Genomic DNA, 13639 nt, shown 5'->3' with positions numbered 1-13639 from the left:
GGACACTCAGCTGCGCCGCAGCAGCCCGATCAGCCCCGAGACCGTGGCCCCGACGGCCGGGCCGATGAGCGTCATGGCGGTCTTCTTCGACACTGTGCCGTCCTGCATCGCGAGGTAGCCCGTGGCGGCGTCCGCGGCGTCGACGAGCACGCCGACCCCGATCAGCCCGCGCTGCGACCTCCCGCGCGCGACCAGCGTCGCGACGCCGAGCGCGATCTCGCGCGTCCCGAAGAGCCTCGTGACGTAGGGGACCTGGGGGTTGCTCACGGGGTCGAGGCGGAACGCCCGGGCCGCGAGCTCCGGGTTCGCCACCGCGGCGGCACCCACCGCGATCCGGCCGAGCGAGAGTCCGATCACAGGGTTCATGCCGAGCACCGTAGCGGTCGCCCGGTCGACCGCGCCCGTGACAGGCTCGCCCCATGGACCTGTATGACGTGATGCGCTCGACCCCGGCCGTCCGCGAGTTCACCGACGAGCCGCTGCCCGACGACACGCTGCGCCGGATCCTCGACAACGCCCGGTTCGCCCCGAGCGGGGGCAACCGGCAGGGCACCCACGTGATCGTCGTCCGCGACCGGGCCACCCGCGAGCGGATCGCCGAGCTCAACAAGCCGGCCGTCCGGCGCTACCTGGCGCAGATCAGGGCCGGGCAGAGCCCGTGGAACCCCCTCGAGGCCCCGGCGCCGACCCCGGCGGAGATCGCGGCGACCGAGGTGCCCGAGCAGTTCACCAAGCCGGTCCTGACCGCCGGCGCCGTGCTCGTGGTGTGCGTGGACCTCGGGCTGGTCGCCGCGATGGACCAGCACCTCGACCGGATCGGGGTCGTCAGTGGCGCCTCGGTCTACCCGCTGGTCTGGAACATCCTGCTCGCGGCCCGCAACGAGGGCTTCGGCGGGACGATCACCACGATGGCCGTCGCCCAGGAGCCCGCCGTCCGCGAGCTGCTCGGCATCCCGGAGAGGTACGCCGTGGCCGCCGTCCTGCCGCTCGGGAAGCCGGTCAAGCAGCTCACCAGGCTCACGCGCCGGCCGGTGTCGGAGTTCGTGACGCTGGAGCGGTTCGACGGCGCGGCGCTCTGAGCGACTGGCCGAGCGCGTACCCGAGCTCGTACCCGAGCTGAGGTGCTGCGCGTCGACGGACGGCTCAGTCGGCGTCGACGTAGGTGCCGAGCCAGCGACCCATCTCGGCGTAGGCCTTCTCGCGCGGCTCCTTCAGCGAGAGCACGACGTCGTGGCGGGCGCCCTCGATGGCGACGTAGGTGACGTGGGACCCGAGGGCGGTGGCCCACTGCCGGATCTGCGGCACCTCGAGCACGATGTCGTAGTTGTGGACGTCCGGGCCCATCTCCTTGGGCCACCGGGTGCCGGCGGAGGAGAGCACGAGCACGGGGCAGCCGACCTCGAGCCCGGCGTGCAGCTCGTCGTGGCCCATCCGGATCGCCCGCAGCCACCCGAACGTGACCGGGAAGGAGCCGAGTGGCTTCCAGTCGAGGTTGAAGGTCCACTCGCCGGCGTGGTCGGCGTGCAGGCTGGCGGCGTAGTGGCCCTCGATGGTGCGCGGGATGGTCCGCATCGGCTGGCGGGCGCCGAGCTGCTTGACGATCGTCGTACCGACGCCGCGCATCACCGGGCCGCCCTGCATGTCGAGCCAGGGCGAGTTGAGGACCATCCCGGCGAGGGCGTGCCGCCGCTCGTTGGCCCACAGCGACACGATCAGACCGCCGGTCGAGTGGGCGCTCATCACGACGTGGTCGTGGTCGTCGCGCTCGGACACCCGCAGGTAGGCGGCGTCGATCTCCGGGAAGTGCTCCCGCAGGTCGGCGACGTAGTTGGGCGTCTGGTGGGGACGCAGCGACCGGCCGTACTTGCGCAGGTCGAGCGCGTAGAAGTCGTAGCCGCGGGCGTTCCACCACTCCGCGTACGCCGTCTGGAAGAAGTAGTCGCAGAAGCCGTGGATGTGCAGCACCGCCCTGCCGGTGGGCTGCGCCGCGCGCCGGACGACCAGCGTCGCCACGACCGGACCTTCGTCGTCCGGCGGGAGGGTGATGGTCTCGGCGAGGTAGGGCTCACCGAGGACGTCGGTCTCCAGCACGTCGAGGGTTCTGCGGCTCACGGGAGCATCTTTCCAGCACCGCGCAGCCGGAGGGCGAGGTCCGGGTGGTTCGTGGTCACCAGCCAGGCCCGTCGGGGTCGCATCCAGAACGCCAGCGCGCGCGGGGTGTCCACGGTCCACACCAGCAGCGGCAGCCGGTGCCGGCGCGCGAAAGCGCGTACCCGCAGCCGCGCCAGCCAGTGGTGGGCGACCGCGAGGTTCGCACCGGCGCTGCGGTAGCGGGCCCCGGGGAAGAGCTCGGTGAGCCGGATCCGGATCCCGTGCAGCACCGGGATGTCGCGGAGGCCACGGCCGAGCGACAGGCCGACCAGCAGGTCGTGCCCCTCGGCCTCGGCCCAGTCGCGGACCGCGCGCACCCCGTCGTCGTCCAGGGTCGTCACCAGCAGCTGGTCCGCGCCGAGCCGGTCGACGGCCTGCGCCACGACGGGCACCTCGCCGCCCTCGACCTTGAGATCGAGGTGCAGGCGAACCCGCCCGGCCAGGAGCTCCAGCGCCTCGGCGTACCCGAGCGTGCCGGGCGGCGCCACGTCGACCGGGTCGTGGAGCAGCACGAGGGATCCGTCGGCGCACCGCTGCACGTCGAACTCGACGTAGTCGGCGCCCAGGTCGATCGCGGCCTCGATGGCCTCGGCGGTGAGGCACCGGTGGGCACTGACCAGCGTCATCGGTCCGCGTTGTATGCCGCGGCCGCGCGCACCAGCCCGGCGAGGAGACCGACGTCGACGGCCGTCTCCGGGTGCCACTGCACGCCCACGCAGAACCGCTCTCCGTTCGCCTCCATGGCCTCCAGCGTGCCATCCGCGGCGTGCGCGACGGGCGCGAAACCCGGGTGTGTCCGCACCGACTGGTGGTGATGGCAGCTGACGGCGAGCCGGTCGCCGACCAGCCCGGCGAGCCGGCTGCCCGGGGTCGTGGTCACCTCGATCGCGCCGAACTCGGGGCCGCCGGGGGAGTGCTGCTCGTGCTCGACGAGGTCGGGCACGTGCTGGTCGAGGGTCCCGCCGGCGCGCACGGCCATCACCTGCATCCCGCGGCAGACCCCGAGGACCGGCAGGCCCACCGCCTCGGCAGCGTCCAGCAGCGCCAGCTCCCAGGCGTCCCGGTCCGGACGCCAGCCCGTGGTCCGCGGGTGCGGCTCGGCGTCGTACCGCCCGGGCTCGACGTCCGCGCCGCCGCTGATCACCAGACCGTCGAGGCGCTCCGCGACCGCGTCGGCCGCGCCCGGGACGTCGACGGGCGGCAGCAGCAGCGGTACGCCGCCGGCCGCCTCGACCGCGGCGGCGTACTGCGCCGGGAGCAGGTCGGCGCGCTGTTGCCACACCCCCCAGGCCGCGTCCTCGCGATAGGTGGTGAGCCCGATGACGGGGGCAGGCATCAGAGCGGGGTGACGTAGGCCCCGGAGATGCCGCCGTCGACCAGGAACGTGTTGGCGGTCATGAAGGAGGAGTCGTCCGAGGCCAGGAAGAGCACCGCCGACGCCATCTCCTCCGGCTCGCCGAAGCGACCCATCGGCACGTGCACGAGCCGCCGGGCCGCCCGCTCCTCGTCCTTGGCGAACAGCTCCTGGAGCAGCGGCGTGTTGACCGGCCCCGGGCACAGGGCGTTGACGCGCACGCCCTGGCGGGCGAACTGCACGCCGAGCTCGCGCGTCATCGACAGCACGCCGCCCTTCGATGCGGAGTAGGAGATCTGGCTCGTCGCCGCCCCCATGACGGCGACGAACGAGGCGGTGTTGATGATCGAGCCCTTGCCCTGCTCGAGCATGTAGGGGAGCGCGGCCTTGCAGCAGAGGTAGACCGAGGTCAGGTTGACCTCCTGCACCTTGCGCCAGGCATCGAGGTCGGTGTCGAGGATCGAGTCGTCCTCGGGCGGGCTGATGCCGGCGTTGTTGAACGCGATGTCGACCGAGCCGTAGGTGTCGTGGGCGGTCTTGAAGAGGGCGTCGACCTCCTCCTTCGACGTCACGTCGACGTGCACGTAGGTCGCGACGCTCGCGCCGCCGAGCTCCTCGACGACCTCGGCGCCACGGGCGTCGTCGATGTCGCCGATGACGACCTTGGCGCCCTCGGCGACGAACCGGCGCACAGTGGCCAGGCCGATGCCCGAGCAGCCGCCGGTGATGACCGCGACCCGGTCCTGGATGCGTCCTGCCACGTTGCTGCCTCTCTAGCTGGGTTGATCAGTGGGCGAAGTAGACGTTCTTCAGCTCGCTGAACGACTGGGGGGCGTCGGGCCCGAGCTCGCGGCCGAGGCCGGACTGCTTGTAGCCACCGAACGGCGTCCAGTAACGGACCGAGGAGTGCGAGTTGACGCTGAGGTTGCCGGCCTCCACGGCGCGGGCGACGCGCAGGCCGCGGCCGAGGTCGTTGGTGAAGATCGAGCCGGAGAGGCCGTACTCGGTGTCGTTGGCCTTCGCGACGGCATCGGCCTCGTCGTCGAACGGCATCACCGCGACCACCGGCCCGAACACCTCCTCGCGCCAGATCCGCTCCGCCGGGTCGTCCACGGTCACCACCGACGGCGGCACCCAGAAGCCCGGCCCGTCGGGCGCCGAGCCGGCGAACGCCACGTCGACCCCGTCGAGGTAGCCCCGCACGCTGGCCTGCTGCTGCGCGGAGATCAGCGGACCCATCTCGGACGACTCGTCGCCGGGGTCGAGCACCCGCAGCGCGGTCACGGCGGGCTCGAGGTGGGACAGGAACTCGTCGTAGGCCGAGCGCTCGACGAGGATCCGCGAGCGGGCGCAGCAGTCCTGACCGGCGTTGTCGAACACGGCGTACGGCGCGCTGGCGGCCGCCGCGGCGATGTCGGCGTCGGCGAACACGATGTTGGCGCTCTTGCCGCCGAGCTCGAGCGTCACCCGCTTCACCTGGTCGGCGCAGCCGGCCATGATCCGCTTGCCGACCTCGGTCGAGCCGGTGAAGCAGACCTTGCGCACCAGCGGGTGGGTCACGAACCGCTCCCCGACGACCGAGCCCTTGCCGGCGACGATCGTGAGGACGTGCTCGGGCAGACCCGCCTCGAGGGCGAGCTCGCCGAGCCGGATCGCGGTCAGGGGGGTGAGCTCGGCGGGCTTGAGCACGACGGTGTTGCCGGCCGCTAGCGCAGGCGCGAACCCCCAGCCCGCGATGGGCATCGGGAAGTTCCAGGGCACGATGATGCCGACGACGCCGAGCGGCTCGTAGAACGTGACGTCGATGCCGCCGGCCACCGGGATCTGGCGACCGAAGAGCCGCTCCGGCGCGCCGGCGTAGTAGTTGAGGCAGTCGCGGACGTTGCCGGCCTCCCAGCGCGCGTTGCCCCAGGTGTGGCCGGCGTTGCGGACCTCGAGCTCGGCGAGCTCATCGATGTGGGCGTCGACGACGGAGGCGAAGCGACGCAGCAGCGCGGCGCGCTCGCCCGGTGGCAGCGCCTTCCAGGCGGGGAACGCGGCGTGGGCGGCCTCGATCGCCGCGTCTGCGTCGGCCAGGGTCGCCTCGCGCACGTCGGTCACCGGCTGCGCGGTCGCCGGGTTGATGACGGTGAACAGGTCGGTCACTTACAGCCTCTCGAATCCACGGTGGAGCTCCCAGTCGGTCACGGCGGCGTTGTAGGCCGCCAGCTCGACGTCGGCCATGTTGGCGTAGTGGTCCACGACCTCGTCGCCCAGGGCCGCCCGGGAGATCTCCGACGAGGAGAACCTCTCGCGCGCCTCGGCCATGGTGTGCGGCACCTTGGGCCGGTCCGAGGTGTAGGCGTTGCCCTCCAACGCCGGTTCGAGCTCGAGCTCGTTCTCGATGCCGTGCAGGCCGCCGGCGAGCATCGCCGCGAGCGCCAGGTAGGGGTTCACGTCGGCGCCGGGGATCCGGTTCTCCATCCGAGCACCGGCGTCGTGGCCGACGAGCCGCACCGCGCAGGTGCGGTTGTCGAGCCCCCACGCGATCGTGGTCGGCGCGAACGAGCCGTCGGCGAACCGCTTGTAGGAGTTGATGTTCGGCGCGTAGAGCAGCGTGAAGTCCGCGACCGTCGCGAGGACGCCGGCCACGAACTGGTCGTAGAGCGGGGTGCGGGCGCCGTCCTCCCAGAACACCAGCCCGCCGTCCTGCCCGCGAAGCGACAGGTGGATGTGGCACGAGCTGCCCTCGCGCTGGTTGTACTTCGCCATGAATGTGATCGCCTTGCCCTGGTGGGCTGCGATCTCCTTCGCGACGTTCTTGTAGACGACGTGGTTGTCCGCGGTCGTCAACGCGTCGGCGTACAGGAACCCGACCTCGTGCTGGCCGAAGTTGCACTCGCCCTTGGCCCCCTCGACGTCGAGCCCGGCGGCGTACATCGTGTTGCGGATCTCGCGCAGCAGCGGCTCGATCCGCGACGTGCCGAGGATCGAGTAGTCGACGTTGTACTGGTTGGCCGGACGCAGGTCCCGGTAGCCGGAGTCGTGCGCAGCCTCGTAGGTCGTGTCGAACGCGATGAACTCGAGCTCGGTCCCCGCCAGCGCCTGCCAGCCTCGCTCGGCGACACGGTCGAGCTGCCGGGTGAGGATCGTCCGCGGCGACTGCACGACGGGCCGGTGGTCCGGCCAGACCAGGTCGCACTGGACCATCGCGGTCGCCGGCAGGTGGGGGAGCAGCCGGATCGTGCGGTGGTCGAGCACGAAGTCCATGTCGCCGTAGCCCTGCTCCCAGGACGAGATCGCGTAGCCAGGCACGGTGTTCATCTCGACGTCGACCGCGAGCAGGTAGTTGCAGCCCTCGGTGCCGTGCGGCACCACGACGTCCCGGAAGTAGTGCCCGTGCAGCCGCTTGCCCTGGAGCCGGCCCTGCATGTCGGTGAACGCGACGACGACGGTGTCGATCTTGTCCGTCCCGATCAGGTCGAGCAGCCGCTCCATCGTCAGGTGGCGGTCGTTGCGCAGCTCGGTCACCGGTCTCCTATCCCACGAGGCCGCGCAGCAGCGCGGCCGTGTCGTCGCAGTGTTGCTCCATGGTCTTGCGCGCCCGTTCGGCATTGCCCGCCTCGATCGCCCGCACCAGGGCGCCGTGCTGGCGGTCGGAGTGGGCGATGTTGGTGCCGAGCACCGGGATCGCCAGCAGCATCTCGTGCAGCGTCGCCTGCACCGACGTGACCGCCTCGACGGTCCGGGACGAGCCCGACAGGGCTGCGATGGTCAGGTGGAAGCGCGAGTCGGCCTGGCGGTGCTCGGCGGGCTTGCTCGCGGCCGCGACCTCGGCGTGGGCGCGCTCGAGCTGCCCGCGCTGCTCGTCGCCGAGGGTGGCGCTCGCCGCGAGGTACGCCGCACCCGGCTCGACGATCCGGCGGAACTCCAGCGCGTCCAGCCACTCCCTGCGGCGCCTCGCCGAGATCCGCGCGGCCGCCCGGGCGGACGGGGTCCGCGGCTTGAGGGTGACGACGGTGCCGCCGCCGCGGCCTCGGGTGGTCTCGACCAGGCCCGCCTCGCGCAACGCCGCCATGGCCTCGCGCAGCGTCGCTCGCGAGACGTGGAGCATCGCGGCGAGCTCACGCTCCGGCGGCAGCGCAGAGCCGAGCGGATAGACGCCGAGGCGGATCGCGGTCGCCAGCTGCTCGACGCACGCCTCGAACGCGTGATGCCCGCGCACCGGCCGCAGCACCGCCCCGGGGAGGTGCTGGTCAGGGGAGGCGGTCACGGGTTCATCCTTCGGCTCCGGGCGCCGCGGGTCAATGACGCCAATGGTCTGAGTTCATACCATTTTTACGGGAACGTCTTTACACCAGAATCTGCCCGGGTCTAGCGTCCGGTTCACATTCGCACGAACTCTCCCGGAGGGGTGCAGCATGCCCGAAGCACACGAGCCGGTCCCGGTTCACCCTGTTCCAGAGCTCAGCGAAGACGAGAAGCACCTGGCGAGACTCGGGTACAAGCAGGACCTCAACCGGTCCTGGTCAGGGTTCTCCAACTTCGCGATCTCCTTCTCGATCATCTCGATCCTGGCCGGCTGCTTCACGAACTTCGGCGCCGGCTTCAACAACGGCGGTCCGATCTCGATCTCGTGGTCGTGGCCGATCCTCGGCGTCTTCATCCTGATCATCGGGTTCACGATGTCGGAGCTGGTGTCGGCCTACCCGACGTCCGGCGGCATCTACTGGTGGGCCTCGAAGCTCGGCGGCCCGGCGGCCGGCTTCTTCACGGGGTGGCTCAACCTGATCGGTCTGGTCGCGGTGACGGCCGGCGTCTCCTACGGGTGCGCGACGTTCATCGACCTGACGATCAGCACCTACTCGGAGTCGTTCGCGGCCGACTACTCGCTGACCCGGGTGTTCGTGATCTTCGTGATCGTGCTGGCGCTGGTCTCCCTGCTGAACATCTTCAGCGGCCACCTGATGGCGATCATGAACAACGTCTCCGTGTGGTGGCACGTCATCGGCGCGAGCGCGATCGTGCTGGTCCTGATCTTCGTGCCCGACCAGCACCAGAGCTTCAGCTACGTCTTCACGGAGCGCTTCAACAACTCCGGGTACGCCGACGGCAGCACCACCACCCTCGCGTTCTGGTTCGCGATCGTGCCGTTCGGCTTCCTCCTGACGCAGTACACGATCACGGGCTTCGACGCGTGCGCCCACCTGTCCGAGGAGACGGCCGCGGCGTCCCAGGCTGCGGCGAAGGGCATCTGGCGCTCGATCTTCTACTCGGTGATCGGCGGCTACATCCTGCTGCTCTGCGTCGTGTTCGCGATCCCCGACAACCCGGAGACCGGTCAGGCGGACAACGCGCTCGCCGGGCTCGGCGTGCAGCCGATCTTCCTGACGGCACTCGGCCAGAACTGGGCGACGTTCGTGCTGTTCATCTCGGCGTCGGCGCAGTTCTTCTGCGCAACGTCGTGCATGACGTCTGCCTCGCGGATGACGTTCGCCTTCAGCCGCGACGGCGCGATCCCCGGCTCGGCCGTCTTCCAGAAGCTGACGGCGGCCCGCGTGCCGGCCAACGCGGTCGTCTTCGTCGGCGTGTGCTCCGCCCTGCTGACACTGCCCGCGCTGATCAAGGTGGACGTGGGCGGCACGCCGGTCCCGCTGGCGTTCTACGCGGTGACGTCGATCGCGGTGATCGGCCTGTACCTCGCGTTCGCGATCCCGATCTTCCTGCGCTGGCGGATGGGTGACGCGTTCGAGGCGGGCAGCTGGACCAACGGCAGCAAGTACAAGTGGATGAACCCGATCGCGGTCATCGAGATCGTGGTGGTGTCGCTGTTCCTCATGATGCCGACCACGCCGGCCGCCAACCCGTTCCGCGACGAGTTCGAGTGGAAGTTCGTCAACTACGCGCCGATCGTGACGCTGGGCGCCCTGCTCATCCTGACGATCTGGTGGTTCGCCTCGGCGAGGCACTGGTTCACCGGACCGAAGCACACGATCGACCAGGCGGTCGTCGAGGCCTTCGACGAGTGACCGAAGCCGCTCTGGACCGCCTCGCCTGCCTGGCGGGGCGGTCCTGGCGCGTCTCGGACCTGCCGGGTGGCCTGACCAACCGGAACCTGCACGTCGTCACCGACGACGGGCTCGACCTGGTGGTCCGCTGGGCGCTCGGTGACGCCACGCTGCTCGGCATCGACCGCGACGCCGAGGCCGCCAACACCGCCCTCGCGGCGGAGGCCGGAGTGGGGGCCGAGGTGCTGGAGTACCGCCCCGAGCTCTCGCTGCTGGTGATCTCCTTCCTCCGGGGCCGGTCGCTGGAGGACTCGGACTTCGCCGACCCCGGCGTGCTGCAGCGGGCCGCGGACGCGACCCGGCGTCTGCACGCGGGCCCCCGGTTCGTCAACGACTTCGACATGTTCGCCCGGCAGGCGGCGTACCTGCGGACCGTGCGGGCTCAGGGCTACTGGCTGCCGCTCGGGTACGACGACCACGCGGCCGCCTGGGCCGACGTACGCCGCGTGCTGACCGAGACTGCGCCGCCGACGGTGCCCTGCAACAACGACCTGCTGGCCGCGAACTTCATCGACGACGGCACCGCCGCCTGGCTGATCGACTACGAGTACTCCGGCAACAACGACCCGTGCTTCGAGCTCGGCAACACCGCCACCGAGTGCAACTTGAGCGTCGAGCAGGTCGAGGCGTACGTCGCGGCGTACTTCGGCGCGGTGACGCCCGCCCGGCTCGCGCGGGTGCGGCTGCAGGCGCTGTGCAGCGAGTACGGCTGGTCCCTGTGGGGCTTCATCCAGGCCGCCGCGAGCCCGATCGACTACGACTTCCGCGGCTGGGGACTGCAGCGGTACGAGAAGGCGGCCGCGACCTTCCGCGGCCCCGGCTTCCGGCGACTGCTCGAGGAGGCGACGGGTGGCTGACCTCCCGAGCCGCGCCCGGGTGGTGATCGTCGGGGGCGGGGTGATCGGCACCTCGGTCGCCTACCACCTGACGAGGCTGGGCTGGACCGACGTGCTGCTGCTCGAGCAGGGCACGCTGTCGTGCGGCACCACCTGGCACGCGGCGGGCCTGGTCGGACCGCTGCGCGCCTCCGAGAGCGGCACCCGGCTGGTGCAGTACTCGGCGGAGCTCTACGCGTCGCTGGAGGCCGAGACCGGGCTGGCTACCGGCTACCGCAACGTCGGCGGCGTCGTCGTCGCGCGGACCGAGGACCGCATGGTGCAGCTGCGGCGTACGGCGGCCAACGCGGTCGCCTACGACCTGCCCTGCGAGCTGGTGTCGCCGGACCGGGCGCAGGAGCTGTGGCCGCCGATGCGGGTCGACGACCTGCTGGGCGCGCTCTGGCTCCCGGGCGACGGCAAGGTCAACCCCGCGGACCTCACGCAGTCGCTTGCGCGGGGCGCCCGCCAGCGTGGGGCGCGGATCGTGGAACGAGTGCGGGTGACCGGGTTCCCGATCGCCGGGGGGCGGGTGACCGGGGTGCACACGGACGCCGGCGACGTCGAGGCGGAGGTCGTGGTCAACTGCGGCGGCCAGTGGGCCAAGGCCCTCGGCGACCTGGCGGGTGTGACCGTGCCGCTGCACTCCGCAGAGCACTTCTACGTCGTCACCGAGGCGGTGCCCGGCACGCACCCGGACCTGCCGATCATGCGCGACCCCGACGGGTGGACCTACTTCAAGGAGGAGACCGGCGGCCTGGCCGTCGGAGGCTTCGAGCCCGAGGCCAAGCCCTGGCGCTCGCCCGACGACCTGCCCTACCCCTTCGAGTTCCAGCTGCTCGAGGAGGACTGGGAGCACTTCTCGGTGCTCATGGAGCAGGCCCTGCTGCGGATCCCCGCGCTCGAGCAGACCGGCATCCGGAAGTTCTACAACGGACCGGAGTCCTTCACGCCCGACAACCAGTTCCTCCTCGGCGAGGCGCCCGGACTGCGCGGCTACTTCGTCGGCGCCGGCTTCAACTCGGTCGGGATCGCGTCGGCCGGCGGCGCCGGCCGAGCGCTCGCCGAGTGGATCGTGGCGGGGGAGCCGCAGGACGACCTGGTCGCGGTCGACGTCCGGCGGTTCGCGCCGTTCCACGGCGACCACGGGTGGCTCCGGTCCCGGGTGTCGGAGGTCCTGGGCCTGCACTACGCGGTGCCGTGGCCCAACCGCGAGCTCGAGTCCGGTCGCCCGCAGCGGACGTCGCCGCTGCACGCGACGCTGGCGGAGCGCGGGGCGAGCTTCGGTGCCCGGATGGGCTGGGAGCGGCCCAACGTCTTCGCGCCGTCGCTGGACTACACGTGGGGCAAGCCGTCGTGGCTGGCGGCGTGCGCCGCCGAGCAGACGGCCTGCCGCACCGACGTCGCGGTCTTCGACCAGACGTCGTTCTCGAAGTACGAGGTCTCCGGACCCGGTGCGCTCGAGACGCTGCAGTGGGTGTGCGCGGCGGACGTCGACGTGCCGATCGGGCGCTGCGTCTACACGCCGTTCCTCAACCACCGCGGGACCTACGAGGCGGACCTGACCGTCACCCGCAGCGGCGCCGACTCCTTCCTGCTGGTCTCCAGCTCGGCGACGACGGTCCGCGACCTGGACTGGTTGGCGCGGCACGACGTGCCGGCGACGGACGTCACCGAGTCCTACGCCGTGCTCGGCGTGATGGGTCCGCGGTCTCGCGCGCTGCTCTCCTCGCTCTCGGCCGATGACTGGTCCGAGGAGGGGTTCCCGTTCGCCACGTCACGGCCGGCGACCGTGGCGGGCACGTCCCTGCGGGCGACCCGGATGACCTACGTCGGCGAGGTCGGGTGGGAGCTCCTGGTGCCCGCCGACGCGGCGCTGTCGGTGTACGAGGCGGTCTCGGCGGCCGGTGCCACCGATGCGGGCTACTACGCGATCGAGTCGCTGCGCTTGGAGAAGGGCTACCGCGCCTTCGGCCGTGAGCTCACCCCGGACTACGGCCCGGCCGAGGCCGGCCTCGTCTTCGCCACGGCCCTGAAGGGCGACAAGGACTTCCTCGGCCGAGCCGCGCTGGAGGAGCACCGTGCCGCGCTGGCGGCCGGGGGCGCGCGGCGTCGGCTCGTGTCGCTGGTGGTCGAGTCGCCCGACCCGATGCTGTGGGGCGGCGAGCTCCTGCTGCGCGACGGTGTGGCCGCTGGCCAGGTCACCAGCGCCGCCTGGGGCGAGACCGTGGGCTCGTCGGTGGGCCTGGCCTACGTCCGCCACGATGGCCCGGTGACCGCCGACTGGCTCGCCGCCGGTGGCTTCGAGGTGGACGTTGCGGGCGAGCGCCACGGCGTACGCCTGTCGCTGCAGCCGCCGTTGAGGTAGTCGCGGTGGCGGACAACCCGGGGCCGCCGACGGGCGTCCTACGAAGGTGATGAGATGCGCCGCCTGGATCGCTGCGGCCCTGCTGCTGACGGCCTGCGGCACCGCGGAGCCGGCGACGACGGAGACGGGTCCGACGGCGAGCGGGACGGGCGCTGCGCCGCCGTCGGAGACCGCCACGGCCGCCGCCCCTGACCAGGAGCGCGTGGCCCGCGCGTTCGTCGCCTTCGCCCGCGGCGACCGCGACCGCCCACCCGCCGACACGCCCGTCGAGCTCTATCTCGGCGGCCACCGCACCCGGACCCTCACGTCGAGCGGGCTCGGGGACCGGCAGGCGTGGGAGACCTGCCCCGAGGGTGGGCACTTCGCCGGTCGGGTGTGCCCGGGGTCGGCGCTCGAGGTGCTCCGGCAGCACGCCGGTGCGGTGGCCCTCGCGGCTCGTCCGCCGACGAACAGCTGCGTGCCCGCGGCGCAGACGCTGGCCGCAGCGACGGTGAACCTGACCCCGACGGGCGTGACATCATGCCTGGACTACTGGCTCGTGCAGCTCGTGGTCGACGACGGTCAGGTGACCGCCGTCAACCTGGTTCAGTTCGAACCCTGAGAGAGGGACGGCCGCCCCGAAACGATCCCTGTCCAACGCGCGCGCATGCGCGGAGTTACGGGTGATCTATCCCCGGTCTAGTCCAGCCCGGACAGCCCCGTCGTAGTGGGCACCCCACTCGCACGGCACACGGCAACCGCCGGTCGGCCGATGTGGGGACACGGGGTCGTCTTGACGACCCCCAGGATGACGGAGCGTGACTGACGATGACTTCCCGGACGCAACATGGCCTCGCCCTCGCGG

Annotated in this window: 13 protein-coding genes; 5 read left to right on the top strand and 8 right to left on the bottom strand. The window is 71.6% G+C overall.

Annotated elements, in window-relative coordinates; genetic code table 11:
• Positions 1 to 6: 6 nt before the first annotated feature.
• Positions 7 to 366, bottom strand: a complete 360-nt coding sequence (locus HZF07_RS03790; protein ID WP_157347051.1) for a DUF4267 domain-containing protein — start codon at positions 364 to 366, stop codon at positions 7 to 9.
• A gap of 53 nt (positions 367 to 419) precedes the next feature.
• Here HZF07_RS03790 and HZF07_RS03785 point away from each other — a divergent pair, with 53 nt between their 5' ends.
• A complete protein-coding gene (locus HZF07_RS03785) occupies positions 420 to 1079 on the top strand; it encodes a nitroreductase family protein (RefSeq protein ID WP_157347049.1) in 660 nt (219 codons plus the stop codon).
• A 64-nt stretch (positions 1080 to 1143) separates the two neighbouring features.
• Here the strand turns inward: HZF07_RS03785 and HZF07_RS03780 are convergent, their stop codons facing one another.
• The 7 genes from HZF07_RS03780 to HZF07_RS03750 are packed head-to-tail and all read right to left on the bottom strand — an operon-like array spanning position 1144 to position 7757.
• Positions 1144 to 2112, bottom strand: coding sequence for an alpha/beta hydrolase (locus tag HZF07_RS03780; protein WP_309504405.1), 969 nt, complete (start codon positions 2110 to 2112; stop codon positions 1144 to 1146).
• The gene (locus HZF07_RS03775; RefSeq protein ID WP_157347047.1) at positions 2109 to 2777 is read right to left on the bottom strand and encodes a glycerophosphodiester phosphodiesterase; all 669 of its coding nucleotides are present in this window, start codon (positions 2775 to 2777) and stop codon (positions 2109 to 2111) included. The genes HZF07_RS03780 and HZF07_RS03775 overlap by 4 nt, the downstream gene beginning before the upstream one ends.
• Complete coding sequence (locus HZF07_RS03770) at positions 2774 to 3487, bottom strand: gamma-glutamyl-gamma-aminobutyrate hydrolase family protein (RefSeq protein ID WP_157347045.1); 714 nt, start codon at positions 3485 to 3487, stop codon at positions 2774 to 2776. The genes HZF07_RS03775 and HZF07_RS03770 overlap by 4 nt, the downstream gene beginning before the upstream one ends.
• Positions 3487 to 4266 carry a 3-oxoacyl-ACP reductase gene (locus tag HZF07_RS03765; RefSeq protein ID WP_181644729.1) on the bottom strand — a complete coding sequence of 260 codons (780 nt, stop codon included), beginning with the start codon at positions 4264 to 4266 and terminating at the stop codon, positions 3487 to 3489. Before HZF07_RS03765 ends, HZF07_RS03770 begins: the two co-directional genes overlap by 1 nt.
• A gap of 25 nt (positions 4267 to 4291) precedes the next feature.
• Positions 4292 to 5650, bottom strand: coding sequence for an aldehyde dehydrogenase family protein (locus HZF07_RS03760; protein ID WP_309504403.1), 1359 nt, complete (start codon positions 5648 to 5650; stop codon positions 4292 to 4294).
• Positions 5651 to 7015, bottom strand: a complete 1365-nt coding sequence (locus HZF07_RS03755; RefSeq protein ID WP_309504401.1) for a glutamine synthetase family protein — start codon at positions 7013 to 7015, stop codon at positions 5651 to 5653. It abuts the gene before it with no gap.
• Positions 7016 to 7022: 7 nt separating this feature from the next.
• A complete protein-coding gene (locus HZF07_RS03750; protein ID WP_309504399.1) occupies positions 7023 to 7757 on the bottom strand; it encodes a FadR/GntR family transcriptional regulator in 735 nt (244 codons plus the stop codon).
• Between the two features lie 148 nt (positions 7758 to 7905).
• Here HZF07_RS03750 and HZF07_RS03745 point away from each other — a divergent pair, with 148 nt between their 5' ends.
• From HZF07_RS03745 to HZF07_RS03730, 4 genes are read left to right on the top strand one after another with little or no spacing between them, the layout of a single operon-like run.
• Positions 7906 to 9513, top strand: a complete 1608-nt coding sequence (locus tag HZF07_RS03745) for an amino acid permease (RefSeq protein ID WP_157347041.1) — start codon at positions 7906 to 7908, stop codon at positions 9511 to 9513.
• A complete protein-coding gene (locus tag HZF07_RS03740) occupies positions 9510 to 10409 on the top strand; it encodes a phosphotransferase (RefSeq protein WP_181644728.1) in 900 nt (299 codons plus the stop codon). The genes HZF07_RS03745 and HZF07_RS03740 overlap by 4 nt, the downstream gene beginning before the upstream one ends.
• A complete protein-coding gene (locus tag HZF07_RS24310; RefSeq protein ID WP_181644727.1) occupies positions 10402 to 12795 on the top strand; it encodes a GcvT family protein in 2394 nt (797 codons plus the stop codon). Before HZF07_RS03740 ends, HZF07_RS24310 begins: the two co-directional genes overlap by 8 nt.
• Positions 12796 to 12844: 49 nt before the next feature.
• Positions 12845 to 13396, top strand: a complete 552-nt coding sequence (locus HZF07_RS03730; protein ID WP_157347039.1) for a hypothetical protein — start codon at positions 12845 to 12847, stop codon at positions 13394 to 13396.
• Positions 13397 to 13639: the final 243 nt, after the last annotated feature.

This window comes from Nocardioides agri, from assembly GCF_013778305.1.
GTDB lineage: Bacteria > Actinomycetota > Actinomycetes > Propionibacteriales > Nocardioidaceae > Nocardioides > Nocardioides agri.
Note: the sequence above shows the minus strand (reverse complement) of the source record. Positions and strands in the feature narration are given on the sequence as shown.

What these genes read in the sequence shown, in the direction of transcription:
- HZF07_RS03785 (WP_157347049.1), top strand. Translation starts at nt 420, where the DNA reads ATGGACCTGTATGACGTGATGCGCTCGACCCCGGCCGTCCGCGAGTTC.
- HZF07_RS03745 (WP_157347041.1), top strand. Translation starts at nt 7,906, where the DNA reads ATGCCCGAAGCACACGAGCCGGTCCCGGTTCACCCTGTTCCAGAGCTC.
- HZF07_RS03770 (WP_157347045.1), bottom strand. Translation starts at nt 3,487, where the DNA reads ATGCCTGCCCCCGTCATCGGGCTCACCACCTATCGCGAGGACGCGGCC.
- HZF07_RS03730 (WP_157347039.1), top strand. Translation starts at nt 12,845, where the DNA reads ATGAGATGCGCCGCCTGGATCGCTGCGGCCCTGCTGCTGACGGCCTGC.
- HZF07_RS03775 (WP_157347047.1), bottom strand. Translation starts at nt 2,777, where the DNA reads ATGACGCTGGTCAGTGCCCACCGGTGCCTCACCGCCGAGGCCATCGAG.
- HZF07_RS03790 (WP_157347051.1), bottom strand. Translation starts at nt 366, where the DNA reads ATGAACCCTGTGATCGGACTCTCGCTCGGCCGGATCGCGGTGGGTGCC.